Below are 23150 nucleotides of genomic sequence, written 5' to 3'. Positions count from 1 at the left end.
GATTTCATGATTGAAATGACAGGCATTTCGAAAGCCTTCAATGGCAATGTCGTGTTAAAAGATGTTCGGTTTAACCTTAAAGAAGGTGAAATCCATGCACTAATGGGGGAAAATGGTGCTGGAAAGTCGACATTAATGAAAATTTTAAGTGGCATTTATACGAAGGATGCTGGTGAAATTAAAGTAGATGGTCAACCTGTCAACTTTAAATCGCCTAAAGATGCTGAAAAATACGGAATCGTTGTCATACATCAAGAATTAAATATATTACCTGATTTAACTGTTGCTGAAAATTTATTTTTAGGAAAAGAAAAAACATACGGTCCTTTCGGTATTTTAAAAAATCGCGAAATGGATAGAGAAGCTGAGGAGCTATTATCTAAGTTAGGGTTACACGTGAATCCGAAAACTCGTGCTGGAGATTTGTCTGTCGGAAAACAGCAAATCATTGAAATAGCTAAAGCGATCGCCAGTGACGCGAAGTATATCGTGATGGATGAACCAACTGCTGCCTTAACAGATCGGGAAATAAAAACATTATTTGAAACAATTAATGAACTAAAAACGAAAGGAATTTCGTTTGTATATATTTCTCACCGTATGGAGGAAATTTTCTCCATTTGTGATCGCATTACAATTTTAAGAGATGGACAATATGTGGGGGAACGAAATATCCCTGAAACGAATTTTGATGAAATTGTTGCCATGATGGTAGGAAGGGAACTGGGCGAACGATTCCCCGAAAGACAATGTGATATAGGAGACATCAAACTGGAAGTCCGAAATTTAACGGCGAAAGGTTTGTTTGAAAATATTTCGTTTAACGTACGAAAAGGTGAAGTGGTTGGTGTTGCCGGATTAATGGGAGCTGGAAGAACGGAAGTAGCTGAAACCATTTTCGGTTATCGAAAAGCACATAGTGGTGACATTTTGATCGATGGTAATAAAGTATCCATTAAATCACCGATTGATGCAATGAAACACAAAATTGGATACGTGACGGAAGACCGTAAAACGAAAGGGTTAGTACTGAATTTTTCTATTCAGGAAAATGTAGCGTTGGCGAACTTAAAGAAAGTTTCCACTTCAGGTGTAGTGAAGAAAGAGAAAGAATTATCCCTCGTCAACCAATATATTGAGCAGTTAAAAATTCGGACATCTAGTCCAAAACAAAGTGCCAAATCATTAAGTGGTGGTAATCAACAAAAAGTGGTTCTTGCTAAATGGCTAGGTACGGAACCTGAAGTATTAATATTAGATGAACCGACTCGCGGTGTCGATATCGGTGCAAAAAAAGAAATTTACCAAATCATTAACGATTTAGCACAAGCAGGTGTAGCGATTTTAATGATTTCATCAGAATTGCCAGAAATCATTGGAATGGCTGATCGCGTTCTTGTTATGCATGAAGGAAAATTAACGGGAGAAGTTTCGAAAGAAGAAATGACGCAAGAAAGAATTATGCATTTTGCAACTGGAGGTGAACAAGTTGTCTAAATCGTCGAAAGAAATAATATCAAAATTAGGGCCATTAATTGGTTTAATTCTTTTAATTATTGTCGTTAGTATATTGAATCCTAGTTTTTTAACCATTTCTAATATCTTCAACGTGTTAAGACAAGTATCAATCAGCGCTATTATTGCATTCGGAATGACCTTTGTTATTCTCACAGGTGGTATAGATTTATCTGTAGGATCAACACTAGCATTAACAGGGGCTGTTGCCGCAAGTTTATTAGCTGGTGGGTTTGATCCAATCCTTTCTATGGGAATTGCTTTAATTCTTGGTCTCATCTTAGGTGGAATAAATGGGGTAATTATTACAAAAGGTAAAGTAGCACCATTTATTGCGACATTAGCAACAATGACTGTTTATCGAGGTTTAACGCTTGTTTATACAAACGGTAAGCCAATTTCAGGTTTAGGTGACCATGCTTCATTCCAATTATTTGGTAAAGGATATTTCTTAGGAATTCCGATTCCAGTTATTACGACATTAATCACTTTTGGTATTCTTTATTTTATTTTGCATAAAACAACATTTGGCCGCCGTGTTTATGCGGTAGGTGGAAATGAAGAAGCTGCAAAATTATCAGGTATAAATGCAGACCGAGTGAAAATTGCAGTTTATGCGATTTCCGGTTTTCTTGCTGCATTATCTGCATTAATTTTAACTTCTCGCCTAAATTCTGCTCAACCAACTGCAGGGCAATCTTATGAGTTAGATGCGATTGCTGCGGTTGTGTTAGGCGGTACAAGTTTAAATGGCGGGAAAGGTTGGATTTTTGGTACGTTAATTGGTGCACTTATTATTGGTGTACTCAATAACGGTATGAACCTCATTGGCGTTTCCTCTTTCTGGCAACAAGTCGTGAAAGGGATCGTAATATTATTAGCAGTTTTACTAGATCGCAAAAATACGAAATAAGGAGTGGGAAGAAATGAAAAAAATGAAACATCTATTTTTAGTTATCATTGCAATGTTAGTTTTATCTGCATGTTCCATGAATTCATCTGTGGAACAAAATGATGCTGCAGATGAAGGAACAAAAGAAGGAGCAGTAAAAGTTGGTTTCTCCATTTCTACATTAAATAACCCATTCTTCGTTACACTTAGCGAAGGTGCAAAAGCTGTTAGTGAAGAAAATGGTGTAGAGCTTGTGATTGTAGATGCTCAAGATGATGCTTCTAAACAAGCTTCTGACGTAGAAGACTTAATTCAACAAGGAATTGACTTATTGTTAATCAATCCTGTTGACTCTTCAGCGGTAGGTTCTGCAGTAGAATCTGCAAACGCTGCTGGCATCCCAGTTATTACAGTTGACCGTTCTGCAGATAGCGGAGAAGTGATTTCACATATCGCTTCTGATAACGTAGCTGGTGGTAAACTTGCAGGAGAATATTTACTTGAGCTTGCTGGTGAAGGTGCAAAAGTAGCAATGCTTGAAGGTGTTCCAGGATCATCTGCTGCTCGTGACCGTGGTGCAGGTTTCCTTGAAGCTGTAGAAGGTAAAGTAGATCTTGTTTCTAGTCAAACTGCTAATTTCAACCGTAGTGAAGGTTTATCTGTAATGGAAAATATGCTTCAAGCACATCCTGACATTGAAGCAGTATTCGCACAAAACGATGAAATGGCTTTAGGTGCAATTGAAGCAATTTCAGCAGCTGGTAAAGATATTATTGTAATTGGATTTGACGCTACAGATGATGCTGTGAAGAAAGTTGAAGAAGGCGTAATGGCTGCAACTGTTGCGCAAAAACCAGAGGAAATTGGTAAAATTGCTGTAGAAACAGCTATTAAATATTTAAACGGTGAATCTGTAGAAGAATTCGTACCAGTTGACTTAGAATTAGTTACAAAACAATAATCAATAAAAAGGTAGAACTTAGTAGCATGAATTGCTGCAACGTTCTACCTTTGTTTTTTATCGTACTTTATTCCTTTTTTCTTTTCCTTCTACAATGAAGTTATCAAGAGCAAGAAAACGATTGCTTGCAAAAAGTAAATAAGTAGCCATTGCCATCAAAGCTAAATCAAATTCATAACCTTGGAGGAACCCAACAGCAAATTTCACTGTTGCAATGGCTCCTGCCATCAGAAGAATGAATAAAAAAGCAAATAGACGTATGGAAAAACCAATGACAATGAAAATTCCTCCAATGATTTCAAGACCTGTAACACCATATGCAAAAACTTCTGGGAACGGTAAATTGTAGCTGGCAAATCGGTCTGCTACGGCAGTAATTCCTTCCTGCAATTTTGCTAATCCGTGAACGATGAAAATAACTCCTAGAACAATCCGAAGAATAAAACCTCCAAATTCACTTTTTCTCAATCAAATCTCCTTCCAACTGCTTTTTTACTATCATATTATCGCTCGTCCAAACATAGCACCGTTTCATTCAAATTTTATATCGTTTTATTTTTGCCAATAAAATTACTTGGCAACCTGTTAGTTTTTCACTTTCAGATTGAATCAACATCTTTTCTAGCAAAATATGTTTAATTTAATCATAAATATAGATTATGACGCTAAATAGATATGAAAATGTTTACAAAAATGAGAGAAATAAAGAGAAGTTGGTTCTATTTCCTTCAAATTTTTCATATGTTGTAAAATATATTATTTCAACGATCTGTTTGATTTTAAATCCAGCTCATGTGCTTTTTGTTTCTTCTAATCTTTTCCATACCTATCAATTCTATTAAAATACATTATAAAAATCGATGGGGGTTGGAATATGAGGAAAAAGATTCGAGAATTTGGAATCACCATTGGAAGATTGCCAGTTGGAGAAAAAAACTGCATAACCGATGTGGAAGGGGTAAAGGTGGGGCATGTGACGCTGGATTATCCAATAGATGATCAAGGTACATATGCATGTACAGGTGTAACTGCCATATTACCGCATGGCGGAAATTTATTTAAAGAAAAGGTAACTGCAGCAAGCTATGTCCTGAATGGATTTGGAAAAACAGCAGGCCTTGTACAAATCAATGAATTAGGTGTCATCGAATCACCGATTATGTTAACCAATACGTTTGGCGTTCCAGCTGTCACTCAAGGCACTTTAAAATATATGTTAGAACAAAATCCTGAGATTGGAATCTCAACAGGAACCATTAATATTGTTGTAGGAGAGTGTAATGATAGTTATTTAAATTCTATCCGTGCATGTCCTGTCACACCTGAACATGCCATTGAAGCGATTCAAAATGCATCTGATAAAGTAGTGGAGGAAGGAGCTGTTGGAGCAGGAAAAGGAATGATCTGCTTTGGTTATAAAGGAGGAATTGGTTCGTCATCTCGAATTGTAACGGCTAAGAACCAATCCTATGCAGTTGGATGTTTAGTGTTGAGTAATTTTGGAGAAAGTGTTGAGTTTCGACGTGAGCAATATATAAGAAACCAACGTCAAGAGGATTCCACTCTTAAACCGACAGATGGTTCAATCATCATTATACTAGCAACAGATGCACCGTTAAGCAGCCGGCAATTATTGCGCGTAATTAAACGTTGTGGAATTGGACTAGCTAGAACAGGAAGCCATTATTCTCACGGCAGTGGTGATATTGTAATTGGTTTTACGACTGCTCACAAAATTCCACATTTCACTGATTATATTACGGAATCTAGAATCCAACTACGAGAAGATCATCCAATCATGAATCAATTATTTATTGCTGCTGCAGAAACAACGGAAGAAGCAATTTTAAATTCCTTATCCCAAGCTGTTACAACAACTGGAAGAAATGGACATATCGTTCATTCATTTAATTGGTAAATAAAATGAATTGGTCCTATTTTCCGTAGAGGGAGTAAAGAATACATGTGCTTGCAAAATGCATTTATTATTCAAACCCTAAGTTTTATAAAAATAGCGAACTAATAATAAAATGATATCAATTAATACCATATATATACTTATTTATAATAATTAACCAAATAGGAACTAGAAAAAACAAGGAAAGTATGATATATTTCGTTTGAATACAGAATTATCAAAATATTCTATCATATGGTAATTCATTATGAAAATTTAATAGTATTAACGATTATTTGAGGTGATTTTCATACACGATTTTCTACTTTCACCCATTAAAGATCTTAAAATTCCATCACAAAAATGGAATCCACAAATACTTGAAGTTCAGGAACCACTTATTAAAGTGCAACAAGTACCGAACCGATTATACATCAGACCTATTTATTATGAACTAAACATTCCATCTAGTATTCAATCAATCTATTTACGTAAGGGAGTTTATCTACGAATCAAGAAAGCTTTAGAAATATTGCCTCGTCAGTATAGTTTCATTCTATTTGATGGATTTCGTCCATTTCAGGTTCAGCAATCTCTATTCAATCTGTTTTTAGAAAAAACGAAAATGCAGCATCCTGAGCTGACGGAAGAGGAAATTTTTCAAATCACTTTAAAATATGTTGCGTATCCAAGCATTGAGCCAACACTTACTTCCCCCCATATTACAGGGGGAGCGATTGATTTAACTTTAGGCGATGCGAATGGAAACGAACTAGACTTAGGCACAAAGTTTGATGAAATGAACGAAAAATCAGCAACGAGATATTTTGAAGATCATCCAGAAGAAAATGTTACAGCACTTCAAAATAGAAGAATATTATATAACAGTTTAATCCATGTCGGCTTTACAAATTACGCTGATGAATGGTGGCATTATGATTTCGGAAATATCTCTTGGGCAAGGAGAGTAAATGAACAAGTCGTCCCTTATGGCCCAGTATTAGCAGAACTAGAAAACAATGATGTAAAGGAGTTTCAGTTTATATGAAAGTTTATATTAGTGCAGATTTAGAAGGAGTTGCTGGCTCAACAACTTGGATTGAAACGGAAAAAAATACACCGGATTATGCCCCTTTTCAAAAGCAAATGACAAAAGAAGTTGAAGCCGCAATCGAAGGAGCAATAGCGGGTGGAGCAACTGAAATCGTATTAAAAGATGCCCATGACTCTGCAAGGAATATTGATATTTCAAACTTACCAGTAAATGTGAAAATAATTCGTGGCTGGACAGGGGATCCAATGTGTATGGTTGCTGGATTAGATGAAAGTTTTGATCGCGCCATTTTCATCGGTTATCACAGTAAAGGTGGAAGCCATCGAAATCCATTGGCCCACACATTGGTCGTGAATGCCGATGTGAAAATCAACGGTGAATATGCAAGTGAATTTTTAATTAATGCTTATGCGGCAGCACTACATGGAGTTCCTGTTGCATTTGTCAGTGGAGATGTTGGACTGACAGAGGAAATCAAGGCTGTTAACGAAAATATTGTTACGCTTCCTATCAAAGAGGGAATTGGTGGGGCTACTGTAAGTATTAGCCCTAAATTAGCAATTAGCGAAACAAAGAGATTGGTAGAAGAAGCGATGAAGGTTGATAGAGATTCAATTAAAATAGAGCTTCCAAAGCAATTCAATGTCGAAATTATTTACAGAGATCATACACGTGCATATCGAAATTCTTTTTATCCTAGAGCAAAATTTAAGCCTCATAATACAGTGGAATATGAAACAGATAACTATTTTGACGTTTTACGAATATTGCAGTTTTTAACTTAAATGATTCAAGGTGAGCCAACATGAAAATTACAGACATCAAGTGTTTCGAAGTTGCAGCACCCCTTATTACACCTTTTAAAACGGCACTTCGAACAGTCGAAAAGATTCAAAATATTGGTGTTTACGTTTATACAGATGAGGGAGAAATTGGGCTTGGGGAAGCAGCTCCAACGGCTGTCATTACTGGTGAAACGAGAGAATCCATTGTACACGCAATTGAGCGTTACATAAAACCTGCAATAATCGGGATGGAAATCGAAGAAATTGCGCTCATTATGGAACGCCTTGATCAATGCATATATAAAAATACAAGTGCAAAAGCCGCAGTGGATATGGCTATTTATGATTTGTTTGCAAAGCGTTATAATGCTCCTTTATACAAAGTGTTGGGTGGTTATCGTAAAGAGCTTGTAACGGATATCACCATTAGTGCTAATGATGCACAAACGATGGTCAATGACAGTTTGAAAGCAGTGAAACGTGGTTATCAAATTTTAAAAGTGAAAGTTGGGAAAGATCCTGAAAGAGATGCGGAAAGAGTTATCGCTATCCGAAAGGCTGTGGGACCTGACATTCAAATTCGTGTAGACGCCAACCAAGGCTGGTCTCCAAAACAAGCTGTCAGAATAATTCGTAAATTGGAGGATGCGAATGTCAACATCGAATTAGTCGAACAGCCTGTTCACTATGCTGATTTGGAAGGCATGCACTATGTAACAGCTCATACAGAAACAAATATTTTAGCAGATGAAAGCGTTTTTTCAGCAAAAGATGCACTTAAGGTTATTCAAATGCGTGCTTGTGATTGTATCAATATTAAACTGATGAAAACGGGTGGTATTTATCAGGCACAAAAAATTTCCCATATTGCAGAAGCAAATGGAATTGCGTGCATGATTGGTTGTATGTTGGAAACAAAAATTAGCATAAGTGCTGCGGCTCATTTTGCTGCGTCACAAAAGAACATTACGCTCGTTGATTTAGATGGGCCAAACCTATGTTTGAAAGATCCTATTTCAGGTGGTCCAACATTCGAAAGCCAATGGATTAGAATGTCGGAGGATCCTGGGTTAGGATTTTCAATAGAAAGTTAGAGAAAAATGGGGGGTTCTATGAAAAAGTATTTACTGTTTTTGCTCGCTTGTATCGCTATGATGCTAGCAGCTTGTAGCGATGATGAAGAAACAAAAGATGAATCTGTATTTCGCACAGTATATTCCGGAGAAGTAAAAACGCTCAACTATTTAAAAACATCTGAAACTAATGAATTTGCAGTTGCTGCAAACTTAGTAGATGGATTAATTGAATATGACAAATACGGCATTGTTCAACCAGGTTTAGCTGAATCTTGGGAAACAAATGAAGATGCTTCAGTATGGACATTTAGACTTCGAAAAGGTGTGAAATGGGTAGACCATGAAGGTAATGAAGTAGCTGAAGTAACAGCAAAAGACTTTGTAGATGGATTACATTATGTGCTCGATGCAAAAAATGAATCATCAACTGCATGGATTGCAACTGTTGTGAAGAACGGCAATGCATTCTATGAAGGAGAAATTACAGATTTTTCTCAAGTTGGGGTAAAAGCTTTAGATGAATATACCCTTGAATATACATTGGAGGGACCAACGCCTTACTTTCTTTCCATGTTGAACTATGTATGTTTCTTCCCGGTATATGGCGAGTTTTTAGCTGAAAAGGGAGACAGCTTTGGTACATCAAAAGAAAACCTTTTATACAATGGTTCTTATATTTTAACTGAGTTTGAACCTCAAAATAAACGTGTATTAACGAAAAATCCGACTTATTGGGATCATGAAAATGTGTTAATTGACAAAATCGAATATAAGTATAACAAAGAAGCAGCTACTGTTGCACCAGAATTATTCTTACGTGGAGAAGTGGACGAAGCGGCAATTCCAACTGCCATTTTAGATGATTGGTTCAAAGATTCAGAGAAAAAAGAATTAATTCGTCAAAGTAGAAGCAACTTCTATTCATATTTCTATGCATTAAACTTTAATCCACAATTTGATGCAGAATATGAACCGGAAAACTGGAAGATTGCAGTAAACAACAAAAACTTCCGTAAATCATTATTCCATGCGCTTGACCGAGTTTCTGCTATGTTGACGGACGAACCATATAATCCTGAATCATTATTAAACAATACGATTACGCCTAAAAACTTTGTTGATATAGATGGTGTTGACTATACACAATTAGAACCATTAGCGAAGTTTACAAATAATGATTCATTTAACCCTGACTTAGCGCTTGAATATAAAGAAAAAGCGATGGCAGAACTTCAAGGTAAAGCGACTTTCCCTGTTAAAGTATTAATGCCATATAACTCTGGAATGCCTGACTGGGCAAACCGCTCTCAAGTTATTGAACAACAAATGGAAAATTTGTTAGGCAAAGATTATATTGACATTATTGTTTATGCTGGCCCTTCAACTGGATTCCTTGGAGAAGTTCGGCGACCAGGAAAGTTTGCATTTATGGAAGTGAACTGGGGTCCAGACTATGCAGATCCATCCACTTATACAGATCCATTTACAATAGGTGGAACATATAACAAACCAGAATTAGCTGAAGGATATACTGATACGAATGGTCAACCGATTTATGAAAATATGGTAAACAAAGCGAAAGCAGCAATTGATTTTGCAGAACGCTATGAATTGTTTGCCGAGGCAGAAGCTTTCTTAATCGAAGAAGCATTCGTTGTTCCTTACAAAGTAGGTGGCACTGGATACGTAGCATCTAAATTAAATCCATTTGATGCACAATATTCACCATTTGGAGTAACAATGGAGAAATTTAAAGGGCAAAAATTGCTAGACAAACCGATGAACAACGAAGAATTTAAAGAAGCGAAAGCGCAATGGGAGAAAGAGCGTGCTGAAGCGCTAGCTAAAGCAAGTCAATAATTCACTATGAATTTATTCAATAAATGAAAAGATTCATAGTCGATCTTTGAAGAAGGAGATGGCTAACTTACATCTCCTTTCTTCTCTTATTTAGGTAAACAAGGGGGGTTCTCATGCTAGGATATATCGTAAAACGGCTGTTACAGTCAGTGGTTACACTATTTGTCATTATTACAGTCGTGTTTTTTTTATTACGCTTATTGCCTGAAGAAGGTTATTTAGGTGCCGCTGCTGATAAAATGACACCCGAACAACAAGAAGTCTATTTAACGAATTTAGGATTGCGTGATCCAATCCTCGTTCAGCTAGGAAACTTTTATTTAGATTTATTGCGTGGCGATTTGGGCAAATCCATTACATATCGTACGGATGTACCCGTTATTGATATTATTGCAGATAAAATCGTGTATTCATTTGCATTTGGAGTCGCAGCTGTTGCCTTATCCATTATCGTGGGCGTTCCATTAGGAATTTTCATGGCTCAATTTAAAGGAAGATGGTTAGATCGGCTTGGGACGGGCTATATTGTGTTCATTGTGGCAGTTCCTTCCATGGTCTATTACTTGCTCATTCAAGTATATATAACGGACTTCTTGAATTTACCTATGTTGTTTAATGAAAACAAGCCCATTACTTGGGTGTTGCCATTAATTTCACTGTCTTTAGGGCCAATCGCTTCTTATGCCATGTGGATGCGACGTTATATGGTCGATGAATTAAACAAAGATTATATTAAACTAGCGCGGGCTAAAGGTGTAAAAGAACGCACCATCATGTTTAGACATGTTATGCGAAATGCTTTTATTCCATTGGCTCAGTATTTGCCAGCAACCATCTTGCTAACTATCACTGGCTCCATTTATATTGAATCTTTATATTCCATACCGGGAATGGGCGGGTTGCTCGTTGACGCCATCCAGCGTCAAGATAATCCAGTCGTTCAAGCTCTTGTATTACTCTTCTCATCTTTAGGGATCATTGGATTATTTTTAGGAGATGTAGCAATGGCCCTTGTTGATCCTCGCATCAAATTCGGCAAAGGGGAGAGTGTTCGCTGATGGGCTTATATTCTGAAGAAATACGCAATATTACGGACAAATCTAGTAAACAATTATTTGAATTTGCGGTAGCAGATGAAAACAATGCAGAAAAAATCGGCTATTCGAATTATTCTTATTGGCGCTCTACTTGGAAGTCTTTTTTAAAAAATAAAGTAGCAGTAAGTTTATTGATTTTAGTTATTGCGATTGTTTTATTTGTTCTGATTCAGCCATATTTACCTAACCAAAAATCGCCAACGGAAATCTACCTGGATCCTGAAACTGGCTACCAAGCCCGCAATGTCCCACCAAACGAGGAATTCTGGTTTGGTACAAACTCCATTGGACAAGATTTATGGTCTCGCATATGGGCAGGAACAAGAACATCGTTATTTATTGGTGTGGTCGTAGCTATTGTTGAGGCGATTATTGGGATTACCATCGGTGCTCTGTGGGGGTATTCAAGGAAATTAGAAGCACCTCTCACTCATGCTTATAACGTGATTGAAAATATACCAACGACGATTGTATTGATCTTAATGTCTTTAATATTACGACCAAGTATCACTACGATTATTGTGGCAATGTGTATAACTGGCTGGGTTGAGATGGCAAGATTTATTCGCAACCAAATTGTCATCTTGCGTGACCGTGAATATAACTTGGCATCAAGAACGTTAGGAACGCCAAGCTATCGTATTATTTTAAAAAACTTGTTACCATATTTAATTTCAATCATTATGTTGCGAATGAGTTTAGCTGTTCCTTATGCAATTGGAGCAGAAGTATTTTTAACGTATATCGGTTTAGGGTTGCCTGTAAGTGAGCCATCATTAGGCAACTTAATTAACGAAGGTCGAGTATTAATGATGTCTCCAGATTTAAGATATCAGCTACTATTCCCAAGTATCGTATTAAGTGTGATTACGATTTCTTTCTATATTATAGGTAACTCATTCGCTGATGCGGCTGATCCGAAAAATCACGTATAGGAGGCATTCAAATGGTAGATGAGAAGAACAAAATCTTGTCCATTGAAAATCTAGTCATAAAGTTTACATTGCGTGGACGAGAACTGACGGCTATTCGTGATATATCTTTAGATTTATATAAAGGTGAAAGTTTAGCCATCGTAGGAGAATCAGGTTCTGGAAAATCTGTATTAATGAAATCGATCATAGGGCTATTGGATAAAAACGGTTATATTGATCAAGGGAAAATTTTGTATGAAGATTATGACTTAGCGCAATTTAAAACGGAAAATGATTGGTTGAAAATTCGAGGGAAAGAAATTGCGATGGTGACGCAAGACCCTATGACTTCTCTTAATCCGTTAAAAACGATTGGGAAGCAAATTGAGGAAGCGGTCATTTTGCATCAAGGACTAAAGGGAAAATCAGCCTACGAAAAAGTTCTTCAAATAATTCGGGATGTTGGAATAAAAGATGCGGAAAGACGTTACAAACAATATCCTCATGAGTTTTCAGGTGGTATGCGTCAAAGGATTGTGATTGCCATCGCGATTGCATGTAATCCAAAAATATTAATTTGTGATGAACCAACAACAGCTCTTGACGTAACGATTCAAGCACAAATTTTGCAGTTGCTGAAAAATCTCCAAGAAAAATATCAATTGACAACGATTTATATTACCCATGACCTTGGGGTTGTAGCAAAAGTAGCGGATCGCGTTGCGGTGATGTATGCAGGTGACATTATCGAATTTGGGAAAACGGATGAAATCTTTTTCAATGCAAAACATCCTTATACATGGGCATTAATTTCATCACTACCACAATTAGGGGAAAAAGGGAAAGAACTTTATTCCATTAAAGGAACGCCGCCGAATTTATTTAATGAAATTAAAGGAGATGCATTTGCGCCGCGTAATCCATATGCATTGAAAATTGATTTTGTAGAACGCCCTCCATACTTTAAAGTCAGTGATACCCATTATGCCAAAACGTGGCTGCTTCATCCCAATGCCCCAAAAGTAGAGCCTCCCGAAGTGTTGAAAAAATTTTTTGAAGAAGGGAGACAATACGCAAATGGCTAATCGCGAAGTAATACTTGAAGTGAAAAATTTAAATGTGACCTTTGGAAAAGGTAAGAAAAAGTTTGAAGCCATCAAAGATGTCAGCTTTCAAATTTATAAAGGAGAGACATTTGGATTAGTAGGAGAATCTGGTTCAGGAAAAACAACGATTGGCCGTGCGATTATGCGCATTAATGAAGTTACAAGTGGGGAGATATTATTTAAAGGAAGGAAAATCAATGGAAAAATCCCTCGTGATTGGGATCGTGAAATCACACAAAAAATTCAAATGATTTTCCAAGATCCAATGGCTTCTTTAAATGAACGGGCAAAAGTGGACTATATCATTAGTGAAGGCTTAATAAATACTAAAAATTATTCCAGTGAAAAAGAACGACAAGAGAAAATAAGAAATGCTTTGCTACAAGTTGGCCTTTTACCGGAATTTGCCTCAAGGTTTCCTCATGAATTCTCAGGTGGTCAGCGTCAACGAATTGGAATTGCTCGTGCTTTAGTGATGGAACCAGAGTTTATTATTGCAGATGAACCAATCTCAGCTTTAGATGTTTCCATCCGTGCGCAAGTATTGAATTTAATGAAACACCTACAACAACAAAATAATTTAACTTATTTATTCATTGCCCATGATTTATCCATTGTTCGCTTTTTCACAGATCGAACGGCAGTGATTTATAAGGGGAATATTGTGGAATTGGCAGAAACAGAAAAATTGTTTTCCAATCCCATTCACCCTTATACCCGTGCATTAATATCAGCTGTGCCTGAACCAAATCCGTATAAAGAACGTAGTAAAAAGGTGGAAATCTATGACCCTACTCAGCATAACTATGAAACAATGCCGCCTTCTTTTATTGAAATAGAAAAGGGACATTTTGTATTGGCAAACGAAGAAGAAATTGCCCGTTACCGTGAAACGAGAAGAATGGGGGTTAGCATGTGAGAATACCAAAATCGTTAAAAAAGGGTGATACGATTGGGTTGGTTAGTGCGTCCAGTCCAACTCCATCTGAAGTGTTGCCTAGAGCCATCAAAGCAATTGAAGACCTTGGCTTTAACGTCGTTGTAGGCGAAACTTGCAAAGAAAGGCATGGATATTTAGCTGGAAAAGATGACTTACGGGCACAAGAAATCAATGAAATGTTCCGCAATCCTGAAATTGATGGGATTTTTTGCATTCGCGGAGGATATGGTGCCCAAAGAATTTTGCCATTGTTGGATTTAGAGATGATTAAAGAAAACCCAAAAGTTTTTGCTGGGTATAGTGACGTCACAGCGCTTCATATTGTATTCAACCAATTATGTCATTTTGTTACATTCCATTCGCCTATGCCATCTACGGAATTCATTAAAGATGAAATGGACGATTATACGTGGAATTCGTTTTTGACAAGCGTCATGGATACAGAACGCACGGATTATTTTTTAGAAAATGCACCTGGGAATCCCGTGAAAGTATTAGTACCAGGTGAAGCGACTGGTGAATTGGTTGGCGGCAATTTGACATTGGTGGCTTCATCATTAGGAACTCCATATGAAATTGATACGAAAGGAAAAATATTATTTTTAGAAGATATCGATGAATATGAGCGAAGTGTTGATCGAATGCTTACACAATTAAAACTTGCAGGTAAACTGGATGATGCTGCGGGCATTTTGCTGGGAGCTTGGACAAATTGTGGTCCACAAAATCCAGATAAGCCTGAACAAAGTTTACGATTGCACACTATATTTGAAGAAATATTAGTTCCGACAGGTAAACCGATCTTAATGGACATTACATGTGGTCATGTGCTGCCTACGATGACGCTGCCATTAGGCAAGAAGATTTCATTTAATACCGAATTGAGAATGATAAAAGTAATGGGGTAGGTGGCGATTAGGATGGAGCAAATCCGAACCTTGCTAGATGAAGCAGATTGTAAGGTGCATCTTGTTGTGAAAGATTTGAAAACGGATCAATACTTGATTGCTGAAAAGATGGATGAAGTCTTTCCAAGTGCGAGTATTATAAAAGTTCCCATTTTATTAGCTGTATTGCATTATGTACAAGAAAATCAATTTTCTTTAACAGATGTAGTAGAAATTTCACCAGAAAATAAAGTGGATTTTAGTGTAATCACGGAGCAAGACTTAACATCCTGTACCATCTATGAGTTGCTATTATGGATGATTATTACGAGCGATAATTCTGCAACAAATGAACTCATTGATTTACTTGGTTTTGAAAAGTTGAACCATTATTTTAAGAAAATCGGTTTGGCTCATACAAACCTGGAACGCAAAATGATGGATTTTGAAAAAATAAATCTTGGGTACGATAATGTGACGACTGCGAGAGATATGGCACATTTATTTTCATTGATTTATCAACAACAATTATTAATAGACGAATTTAATAAAATAGCAATTGATATTTTGTGCAAGCAAAGAGACTATGAACGCTTAAAGAGATATATAGCGGACGTCCGGATTGCCCATAAAACAGGCAGTTTGGATACGGTTTGTCATGATGCAGGAATTGTCTATCATCCAACTATGGACTATTTGATCGGAGTTTTTCTAACGGAATTAAATGATTTTGAATTCGGAAAGCGATTCATCGGCCGCATTTCCAAAATCGTATATGACTATTTCGAATAGGGGGGATACCCTATGAAAGCAGTTGCAAGTGATATGATTGTACCCCTACATAAACACCCGTATTCTACTTCTGAATGTGTTGACGAAGTATTATATGGCATGGTTGTTGAGATACTCGAAGATTGTGGCACTTGGGTACATGTTCAAACCGCCTATCGATATAAGGGGTATTGTTTAAAAGAAAAATTGCTCATCAATGAAGGAAAAGCTGGGCAATGGGATAAAGAAGCAAAACATGTCATCATTCAAAACTTCGCAGATATTTTAGCGGAACCAAAAATTCAAAGCGCGAAAATCGCTACATTCGTGAAGGGATCTTCTATTTCATTAGTGGAAGATTCGAGTTTGAATCCAGAATGGGTTAAAGTAAAATTGGTGAATGGCGAGATTGGTTATAGTCGTTCTTATTGGATACGTGAAAGAATTGTAGAATTGGATTCTGAGGAAGCGTTTCGAGAAAATGTTGTTCAAACTGCATTGAGCTATTTAAAGGCGCCTTATCGTTGGGGAGGAAAATCGCCGCTGGGAATTGATTGTTCTGGATTATGTTCTATGGCATACATGTTGAATGGTGTTTATATTTACCGAGATGCACAAATTGTAGAAGGTTTCCCAATCAAGGAAATACCCTTTGAAAAAATACAAAAAGGCGACTTGCTTTATTTCCCTGGACACATCGCCATGTATATGGGGAATGGACTGTATGTTCACTCCTCGCTTGGAGGAAATGAGGTAAGCATCAATAGTTTAAATGAAAAGGATTCGAACTATCGAAAAGATTTAGCGACTTCTATTACTGCAGTGGGGAGTTTATTTGGATAGGTTGTTTTTCGTGGCAGTCTAGAATTTTGTCTAGACTGCCCGTTAATTTTGAAGATGAAATATTGTAAAGGTTGGCTATATCTTTCATAGTTTGACTTTGCATGATTTTGTAATTTTCGGATATTGTAAGGACGGTTTTATTTGTTTGGCTATTAAGAGCATTACTTTGACTATTATCTTACGGAGTTTGACTAATATGTGTTAGCAATTGACTATTATCGGATTTTATAGGGGCGATTTTGAGCTGCTTGGCTATTAAGTGTGTTACTTTGACTATTATCTTTTGGATTTTGACTAATATGTGCTAGCAATTGACTATTATCGGATTTTATAGGGGCGATTTTGAGCTGCTTGGCTATTAAGTGTGTTATTTTGACTATTATCTTTTGGAGTTTGACTAATATGTGCTAACAATTGACTATTATCGGATTTTAAGAGGACGAATTTGAGCTGTTTGGCTATTAAGAGCATTACTTTGACTATTATCTTACGGAGTTTGACTAATATGTGCTAGCAATTGACTATTATAGGATTTTATAGGGGCGATTTTGAGCTGCTTGGCTATTAAGTATGTTACTTTGACTATTATCTTTTGGAGTTTGACTATTAAAAGCAAAGTTTTGGCTATTATTTAAATATTTGAGGGAACGATTTATTAAGTAGTGTGTAAAATCAAGATATATTTTCCAAATGTTTAATGTATAGATTTTATTGGCGGATCAGATTCTAGAAGCAGCAGATTTTTAGTCTAAATTCTTTCTAACAGAAATGAAGAAAATACATCATCGGAATTCTCGCAACTAAAATTGAATAGTTTCCATATGATTGAGAAATCTAAACTATAGGGATTTTTTCAATTAATATTGTTTGGAGGTATCCATATTGAATCTTGCAGATGTGCTGATTGTAATTGGTTCGGTACTAATAGGCTTCCTTTTATTCATTCTTGTCGTGATTGGATTATATCTATATTTTATTGACCGGACGCAAAAGCAACATCCTGTACTTCGCAATTATCCACTAATTGGGAGAGCCCGTTATTTATTTGAAACGATAGGTCCTGAATTGCGCCAATATTTATTTAACAATGATACTGAGGGGAAGCCATTTTCACGTATCGAATATCAAACTATTGTCAAATCGGCAAAATATAAACGGGATGTAATTGGTTTTGGTTCACTTCGAGATTTTGAAAAACCCGGTTTTTATATTCGCAACTCCATGTTTCCTAAGTTAACAGAAGAATTAAAAATGGACGATGAAAAAATAAAGACAAAAAGATACCTCTTAGTGAAAGAGCCTTTATTTGGCCAAAGAAAGGAAATATTTGAAGATCATGTTTCAAAGGCATTTTTATTACATGATGAAGATGCAATTGTCATTGGAGAAAAAACGAAACATCCATTTATTGTGAAAGGGCAAATCGGCATGTCTGCTATGAGTTATGGTTCCTTAGGAGATCATGCCATTACTGCCTTATCAGAGGGGTTAGGATTAGCGAAAGGGACATGGATGAACACTGGGGAAGGAGGGCTTTCAGAATATCATCTAAAAGGTAATGTCGATATCATTATGCAAATCGGCCCTGGTTTGTTTGGTGTGCGAGATAAAGAAGGGAATTTTAATTGGGATGCATTATTGGAAAAAAGTCAGATTCCACAGATTAAGGCATTCGAAATTAAATTAGCTCAAGGTGCGAAAACACGAGGTGGCCATATCGACGCTGAAAAGGTGACAGAGGAAATTGCAAGAATTCGTATGGTGGAGCCGTTTAAAGCAATCGATAGTCCGAACCGATTTAAAGAGTTTAATGATTTCCCTTCATTATTTGAATTTATGGAACAAATTCGAGAAAAAACAGGAAAACCCGTTGGCATGAAGGTAGTTATTGGAAGCCCCGATGAATCAGAAGCTTTAGCAAAAGCGATAAAAGAGACTGGAAAAGGTCCCGATTTCATTACGGTTGATGGTGGGGAAGGTGGAACAGGTGCATCCTTCCAAGAGTTAGCAGATAGTGTCGGATTGCCAATTAAATCCGCCTTGCCATTAGTTCACAGTGCATTAATCAATTACGGTGTACGGAATCAGGTGAAAATCATCGCTTCCGGCAAACTGTTCTCTGCAGACCGGATTGCGATTGCCTTAGCCATGGGAGCGGACCTTGTCAACATCGCACGTGGATTTATGATTACGGTAGGATGCATCCAAGCATTAAAATGCCATTCAAATGCTTGTCCTGTCGGTGTTGCAACGACAGACCCTGATTTGCAAAAAGCTCTTGTCGTTGATGAAAAGAAATATCGTACGGCTAATTATGTCATCACCTTAAGGGAAGGACTTTTCCGTATTGCGGCTGCTTGTGGTCTTGAATCGCCAATCCATTTCAAACCTGAACATGTTGTTTATAAAGATGATAAAGGACGTGTAATTTCATTAGAGGAGATGTATCAATCATTACTAAAAAGTTGATGAATACAAGAAAAAATCGTGGTTATAAATCAATAAGAGGAAATTATGTTCCAATAGTTGAACATAATTCCTCTTTTTTTCAACATTAAAAAAACATTAGGAGTTATAAATTTAACAAAATAAGGGATCTGTTCAGTTGATGCAACTTTTGCACATCCCGAAATAAAATTTGGAGCTCCTCCTATTTTTACTCCACTTCGCTGGATAGTTGGAGAAGGAATTGCGAAGGATATTTGTTTTACAGGAAGAATAATTGATGCAAAAAAAGCGTATGAAATTGGATTAGTTAATTACCTTGTGGAAAGTGATCAAGTATTAAATAAATGTATTGAAATAGCTAAACAAATTTTAGAATCTCCTGCTGAGACTTTACGATTCACAAAAAGTTATATGAAAAAACATGCGGAGGAAAGTTTTGAAAGAGCCTTTAAAATTGAACATGATCAAGCATTTAAAGAGGTATTGTTTAAACAGCTTATGAAAAAATGATGAATCAAAAATAAAAGAGAGCGATATTTAAAATTAATGCTCTCTATACAGCCAGTTTCGAATTCAAACTGTTTGTTTCTATATAGCAAATTGTAACTATAGAAGTAGAGCTATTTTACACTTTAATTCGTTTTTTGTTTTTCGAAGCACTGAGTCTATAAACGGTTTATAATAAATAAGAAAAAACATATATTGAAAGGCTGAAACGATAGTGAATGATTGGCTGGAAAGAGTAAAAAATAAAAAATTTATCGCATCCTTTAGCGGGGGAAAGGATAGTATGCTTGCTTTATATAAAGCGAAGCAAGTAGCAGAACCACTTGGACTAATTGCAATGCTGGATGAAACAGAAGAACATTCCCACTCGCACAGACTGACTCCTGAATTTTTAACTGCGCAAGCTCAAGCTATTGGTTATCCCATTTATTCACGGGGAGCAAGCTGGACAACATATGAACAACATTTCATTGAGCTATTACAAGAGGCGAAGAAAAAAGGTGCGGAAGTCCTCGTGACTGGAGACGTGGACGTAGCATATGAGGGAACATGGCACGCAGATGTCACAAATAAAGTAGGGATCACATTAAGCATGCCCCTTTACCTTAAAAATCATCGTTCGCTAGTTGAAGAATTTATTGATTTAGGCTTTATAGCTATGGTGACAACCGTGAATTTATCACTCGGTATGCGTATAGAAGACTTAGGAAGAATCTTGACTAGAGACTTCTTGGACGAGCTTCAGCAAAGATCTATTGATCCTTGCGGCGAAGGGGGCGAGTTCCATACAACGGTGATCGATGGTCCAATATTTTCAGCCCCTCTTCAAGTTCAACCGTTGGACATTATTACACATGAAAATTATGCATTTTTGCCATTGAAATTAAAAGCGTAATAATGAAAACCTTACATTTAGAAGTGCCTCTCTAAATGTAAGGTTTTGATATTTTTAAAATAAATGGTGTAGAAGTTCTTTTGAAAGCCGTTTTTCATTGTAATCAGCATGAAGGACTACACGAAAATACCCTTAATACAATAGATAAAGTGTCGATGATGGGATTGCGTGTAAAATACAATTGCCTGTGAAATTTCGCAGTAAAAAATTTCACAGGCACTTTCATTCAGAGGAGGGTTTCTACCAGCATTTTTTTAGACTATTCTATGTAGTGGTTATTACTTTTGACATCACTCATCAATGTGTTTCTTAGATGAAAAACGCAAAATATAAAATAAATAGAATACAAAGTAAATACATCATTGGATGAACTTCTTTAAAACGTTTTTGAGCCATTAAACAAATGGGATAAAGGACAAACCCTAATCCAATACCAATAACTACGCTAGACGTAAGTGGCATCATAATTATTGTTAAAAACGATGGAATTACAATTTCTAACTTTGTCCAATTGATTTTACGAATTTCCATTGCCATTAAGGCACCGACAATAATTAATGCAGCGGATGTCACTTCCGCCGAAATCACACTGACAAGCGGTGAGAAAAACAACGCAACTAGGAAACACGCTGCAATGACGACAGATGTAAAGCCCGTTCTTCCTCCAACAGCAATACCAGCTGACGATTCAACACTTGTGGCAGGAGTTGAAGTTCCTAGAATAGCACCAAATACACCGGCAAGAGAATCAGCAAGCAATCCTTTACCTATATTCGGGATCTCACCATCTTTGACCATGCCAGCTTGGCTTGTTAATCCAATTAAAGCACCAGCCGTATCAAAAAAGGCAACAATTAAAAAGGTAAAGATGACTGTCAACATTTCAGGTGTAAATATTTCATCTAAGTGATTAAACACGACACCAAAAGTTGGTTCAATACTTGGGATACTCCCAATGAATGATGAAGGAACCTCAATTAAGCCACACATCATACCTATAATGGTTGTTATACACATTCCATAGAATATGCCGCCATTGATTCCACGCACTAATAAAATAATTGTGATAGTAAGTCCAACTATTGCAAGCAGAGTCATCGGTGAAGTCAAATCTCCAATGGAAACAAATGTGTCTTCATTGCTTATAACAATACCACCATTTTTTAAACCGATAAACGTGATGAAGAACCCGATTCCGGAAGCGATGGCGTATTTTAAATCTGATGGAATAATCGTAATAATTTTTTCTCGAACTTTCATTAAACTTAATAACGTAAAAATAATGCCCGCAACAAAAACCCCAGTTAGTGTAATTTTCCAGTCAATCCCCATTCCAATACATACGGAAAAAGTAAAGAAAGAATTCAATCCCATACTGGGAGCTATGGCGATGGGAAAGTTAGCAAGCAGCCCAATAAGTAGTGTACCAATGATGGCAGTAAGAGCTGTTGCAGTGAATACTGCTCCTTGATCCATCCCAGATTGGCTCAAAATAAGCGGATTAACGATTAAAATATAGGCAAGGGATAAGAAAGTCGTAATCCCTGCTAATGTTTCTTGCTTATAGGATGTATTTCGTTCTGTAAATTTAAAAAAGTTTCTCATGATGTACTCTCCTAGTTTTATCAAAGAATATATGAAAGCAAGTTTACAGCTAATAGATTTCCCCAATAAAAAAACTTTGGCGACAATTAGGCCAAAGTTTCTCTACAAAATGGAATAAAAATATTATGTATAATAAGTTTTCATTCCTTGTAGACAAGCTATTTATGGTAGCTGGTAGAAACATTCAAGCCGTATTCTTGAATTTATACAAGGTTTTTATGTTATATTAAAAAGTTTAGAAAAATGATAACAGCTTTCATTTGAATCGTCAATATAAATTAGAATGATTTTTTATAAATAATTAATATAAAATATTTTAAAAAATGAAAAAAGTAAGAATAATAAAACGAAAAGTCATGGATAGGAACATGCATAAGGAGAACAAAGTTTGAGAGCAGTTAAAAAGATGAATTGAAAGTCATTTTAATAAAAGTGTAAACATAAAACAAAAAAAGTTCATAAAATACAATTATTATGTTTGAAGTATAAAAAGTATGGTATTATTTTTTTAAGAAAAAATTTGTCTAAATTGTGAACGCAAAATATACAAAAGGGTATTCACGATTGTTGACAGCAAGGGGGATAGGACCATGTTGAAATATTTTATGAATCTGTTTGCGTTGCTTTTTATTTTGGGTTTGATATTACTTGGAATTAGTTTTGTTTCCAATCTATCAATGTGGTACGGTATTAGTATCGTGAAAGGGAGTTTTTATTTATTACTCATTGGCCTATTTCTTCATTTAATCCAATTTGAATTTCAGTCAAATAATAAAAAAGCTTGAATGCAAGATTCAAGCTTTTTCCATGTCCATTACATATCCCAAATTAAAATCAATAATGAACCAATTATTGTAACGACTGCGATAATAATTCCGTAAAGCACATTTGTATAAATCGCTTTACCGTCTTCCGTTTCACCTGCGTGCATAAATAGCACTAATTGCACTGTTGCTTGAACAAAAGCTGTGACAAGTAGGATTGACATTGCTATTGGGAAAGTAAAATCCAGAAAATATACAAGCAGAGCAATAATCGTTAACACTAATGAAAAGATATAGCCGCCGACTTGTTTTGCAGGGAATAATTCTTTCATA

General features: G+C 36.3%; 21 protein-coding genes and 1 riboswitch. Of the genes, 18 read left to right on the top strand and 3 right to left on the bottom strand.

Annotated features, from left to right (window positions below):
- The first annotated feature begins 6 nt into the window (after positions 1–6).
- The 3 genes from NSU17_RS01565 to rbsB are packed head-to-tail and all read left to right on the top strand — an operon-like array spanning position 7 to position 3368.
- Complete coding sequence (locus NSU17_RS01565; RefSeq protein WP_340704105.1) at positions 7–1497, top strand: sugar ABC transporter ATP-binding protein; 1491 nt, start codon at positions 7–9, stop codon at positions 1495–1497.
- A complete protein-coding gene (gene rbsC / locus NSU17_RS01560; protein ID WP_340435643.1) occupies positions 1490–2428 on the top strand; it encodes a ribose ABC transporter permease in 939 nt (312 codons plus the stop codon). Before NSU17_RS01565 ends, rbsC begins: the two co-directional genes overlap by 8 nt.
- Positions 2429–2441: 13 nt before the next feature.
- On the top strand, positions 2442–3368 hold the full coding sequence (rbsB, locus tag NSU17_RS01555; RefSeq protein WP_340704104.1) for a ribose ABC transporter substrate-binding protein RbsB: 927 nt from the start codon (positions 2442–2444) through the stop codon (positions 3366–3368).
- Between the two features lie 57 nt (positions 3369–3425).
- Here rbsB and NSU17_RS01550 read toward each other — a convergent pair whose 3' ends face one another.
- The gene (locus NSU17_RS01550) at positions 3426–3836 is read right to left on the bottom strand and encodes a DoxX family protein (protein ID WP_016839427.1); all 411 of its coding nucleotides are present in this window, start codon (positions 3834–3836) and stop codon (positions 3426–3428) included.
- 406 nt (positions 3837–4242) lie between these two features.
- On the opposite strand from NSU17_RS01550, the gene NSU17_RS01545 reads away from it, so the two are divergent.
- From NSU17_RS01545 to NSU17_RS01475, 15 genes are all read left to right on the top strand, one after another.
- The gene (locus NSU17_RS01545; protein WP_340434284.1) at positions 4243–5286 is read left to right on the top strand and encodes a DmpA family aminopeptidase; all 1044 of its coding nucleotides are present in this window, start codon (positions 4243–4245) and stop codon (positions 5284–5286) included.
- Positions 5287–5566: 280 nt separating this feature from the next.
- Complete coding sequence (locus NSU17_RS01540) at positions 5567–6313, top strand: M15 family metallopeptidase (protein WP_016839429.1); 747 nt, start codon at positions 5567–5569, stop codon at positions 6311–6313.
- The gene (locus NSU17_RS01535; protein WP_340704103.1) at positions 6310–7104 is read left to right on the top strand and encodes a M55 family metallopeptidase; all 795 of its coding nucleotides are present in this window, start codon (positions 6310–6312) and stop codon (positions 7102–7104) included. Before NSU17_RS01540 ends, NSU17_RS01535 begins: the two co-directional genes overlap by 4 nt.
- Before the next feature lie 20 nt (positions 7105–7124).
- Positions 7125–8198: a mandelate racemase/muconate lactonizing enzyme family protein gene (locus tag NSU17_RS01530; RefSeq protein ID WP_340704102.1), complete on the top strand. Its 1074-nt coding sequence runs from the start codon at positions 7125–7127 to the stop codon at positions 8196–8198.
- 18 nt (positions 8199–8216) lie between these two features.
- Positions 8217–10040, top strand: a complete 1824-nt coding sequence (locus NSU17_RS01525) for a peptide ABC transporter substrate-binding protein (protein WP_339288666.1) — start codon at positions 8217–8219, stop codon at positions 10038–10040.
- Between the two features lie 113 nt (positions 10041–10153).
- On the top strand, positions 10154–11098 hold the full coding sequence (locus NSU17_RS01520) for an ABC transporter permease (protein WP_340704101.1): 945 nt from the start codon (positions 10154–10156) through the stop codon (positions 11096–11098).
- A complete protein-coding gene (locus NSU17_RS01515) occupies positions 11098–12072 on the top strand; it encodes an ABC transporter permease (protein ID WP_016839434.1) in 975 nt (324 codons plus the stop codon). Before NSU17_RS01520 ends, NSU17_RS01515 begins: the two co-directional genes overlap by 1 nt.
- Before the next feature lie 11 nt (positions 12073–12083).
- Positions 12084–13136 (top strand): ABC transporter ATP-binding protein, encoded by a 1053-nt coding sequence (locus NSU17_RS01510; RefSeq protein ID WP_016839435.1) that lies wholly within the window; start codon positions 12084–12086, stop codon positions 13134–13136.
- Entirely contained in the window at positions 13129–14076 is a 948-nt protein-coding gene (locus NSU17_RS01505; RefSeq protein ID WP_016839436.1) for an ATP-binding cassette domain-containing protein, read from the top strand. Before NSU17_RS01510 ends, NSU17_RS01505 begins: the two co-directional genes overlap by 8 nt.
- Complete coding sequence (locus NSU17_RS01500; protein ID WP_096550871.1) at positions 14073–15005, top strand: S66 peptidase family protein; 933 nt, start codon at positions 14073–14075, stop codon at positions 15003–15005. The genes NSU17_RS01505 and NSU17_RS01500 overlap by 4 nt, the downstream gene beginning before the upstream one ends.
- A gap of 12 nt (positions 15006–15017) precedes the next feature.
- Positions 15018–15776: a serine hydrolase gene (locus NSU17_RS01495; protein ID WP_096550872.1), complete on the top strand. Its 759-nt coding sequence runs from the start codon at positions 15018–15020 to the stop codon at positions 15774–15776.
- 12 nt (positions 15777–15788) lie between these two features.
- Complete coding sequence (locus tag NSU17_RS01490) at positions 15789–16598, top strand: C40 family peptidase (protein ID WP_340704100.1); 810 nt, start codon at positions 15789–15791, stop codon at positions 16596–16598.
- An 882-nt stretch (positions 16599–17480) separates the two neighbouring features.
- Positions 17481–19067 (top strand): FMN-binding glutamate synthase family protein, encoded by a 1587-nt coding sequence (locus NSU17_RS01485; RefSeq protein ID WP_340704099.1) that lies wholly within the window; start codon positions 17481–17483, stop codon positions 19065–19067.
- Positions 19068–19193: 126 nt separating this feature from the next.
- Complete coding sequence (locus NSU17_RS01480) at positions 19194–19556, top strand: enoyl-CoA hydratase/isomerase family protein (protein WP_340705467.1); 363 nt, start codon at positions 19194–19196, stop codon at positions 19554–19556.
- A gap of 211 nt (positions 19557–19767) precedes the next feature.
- Positions 19768–20448, top strand: coding sequence for a Dph6-related ATP pyrophosphatase (locus NSU17_RS01475; protein WP_096550874.1), 681 nt, complete (start codon positions 19768–19770; stop codon positions 20446–20448).
- A 309-nt stretch (positions 20449–20757) separates the two neighbouring features.
- Here NSU17_RS01475 and NSU17_RS01470 read toward each other — a convergent pair whose 3' ends face one another.
- The gene (locus NSU17_RS01470) at positions 20758–22053 is read right to left on the bottom strand and encodes an NCS2 family permease (RefSeq protein ID WP_340704098.1); all 1296 of its coding nucleotides are present in this window, start codon (positions 22051–22053) and stop codon (positions 20758–20760) included.
- Between the two features lie 130 nt (positions 22054–22183).
- Positions 22184–22284, bottom strand: a riboswitch (purine riboswitch).
- A 583-nt stretch (positions 22285–22867) separates the two neighbouring features.
- A complete protein-coding gene (gene qoxD / locus NSU17_RS01465; protein ID WP_016839144.1) occupies positions 22868–23149 on the bottom strand; it encodes a cytochrome aa3 quinol oxidase subunit IV in 282 nt (93 codons plus the stop codon).
- Position 23150: the final 1 nt, after the last annotated feature.

This window comes from Ureibacillus sp. FSL K6-2830, from assembly GCF_038004145.1.
Taxonomy (GTDB): domain Bacteria; phylum Bacillota; class Bacilli; order Bacillales_A; family Planococcaceae; genus Ureibacillus; species Ureibacillus thermosphaericus.
This window is presented reverse-complemented; position numbering and strand designations above follow the sequence as displayed.

Coding starts and splice junctions, on each gene's coding strand:
- NSU17_RS01565 (WP_340704105.1), top strand. CDS start 7: ATGATTGAAATGACAGGCATTTCGAAAGCCTTCAATGGCAATGTCGTG.
- rbsB (WP_340704104.1), top strand. CDS start 2,442: ATGAAAAAAATGAAACATCTATTTTTAGTTATCATTGCAATGTTAGTT.
- NSU17_RS01545 (WP_340434284.1), top strand. CDS start 4,243: ATGAGGAAAAAGATTCGAGAATTTGGAATCACCATTGGAAGATTGCCA.
- NSU17_RS01535 (WP_340704103.1), top strand. CDS start 6,310: ATGAAAGTTTATATTAGTGCAGATTTAGAAGGAGTTGCTGGCTCAACA.
- NSU17_RS01530 (WP_340704102.1), top strand. CDS start 7,125: ATGAAAATTACAGACATCAAGTGTTTCGAAGTTGCAGCACCCCTTATT.
- NSU17_RS01525 (WP_339288666.1), top strand. CDS start 8,217: ATGAAAAAGTATTTACTGTTTTTGCTCGCTTGTATCGCTATGATGCTA.
- NSU17_RS01520 (WP_340704101.1), top strand. CDS start 10,154: ATGCTAGGATATATCGTAAAACGGCTGTTACAGTCAGTGGTTACACTA.
- NSU17_RS01515 (WP_016839434.1), top strand. CDS start 11,098: ATGGGCTTATATTCTGAAGAAATACGCAATATTACGGACAAATCTAGT.
- NSU17_RS01510 (WP_016839435.1), top strand. CDS start 12,084: ATGGTAGATGAGAAGAACAAAATCTTGTCCATTGAAAATCTAGTCATA.
- NSU17_RS01505 (WP_016839436.1), top strand. CDS start 13,129: ATGGCTAATCGCGAAGTAATACTTGAAGTGAAAAATTTAAATGTGACC.
- NSU17_RS01495 (WP_096550872.1), top strand. CDS start 15,018: ATGGAGCAAATCCGAACCTTGCTAGATGAAGCAGATTGTAAGGTGCAT.
- NSU17_RS01490 (WP_340704100.1), top strand. CDS start 15,789: ATGAAAGCAGTTGCAAGTGATATGATTGTACCCCTACATAAACACCCG.
- NSU17_RS01470 (WP_340704098.1), bottom strand. CDS start 22,053: ATGAGAAACTTTTTTAAATTTACAGAACGAAATACATCCTATAAGCAA.
- qoxD (WP_016839144.1), bottom strand. CDS start 23,149: ATGAAAGAATTATTCCCTGCAAAACAAGTCGGCGGCTATATCTTTTCA.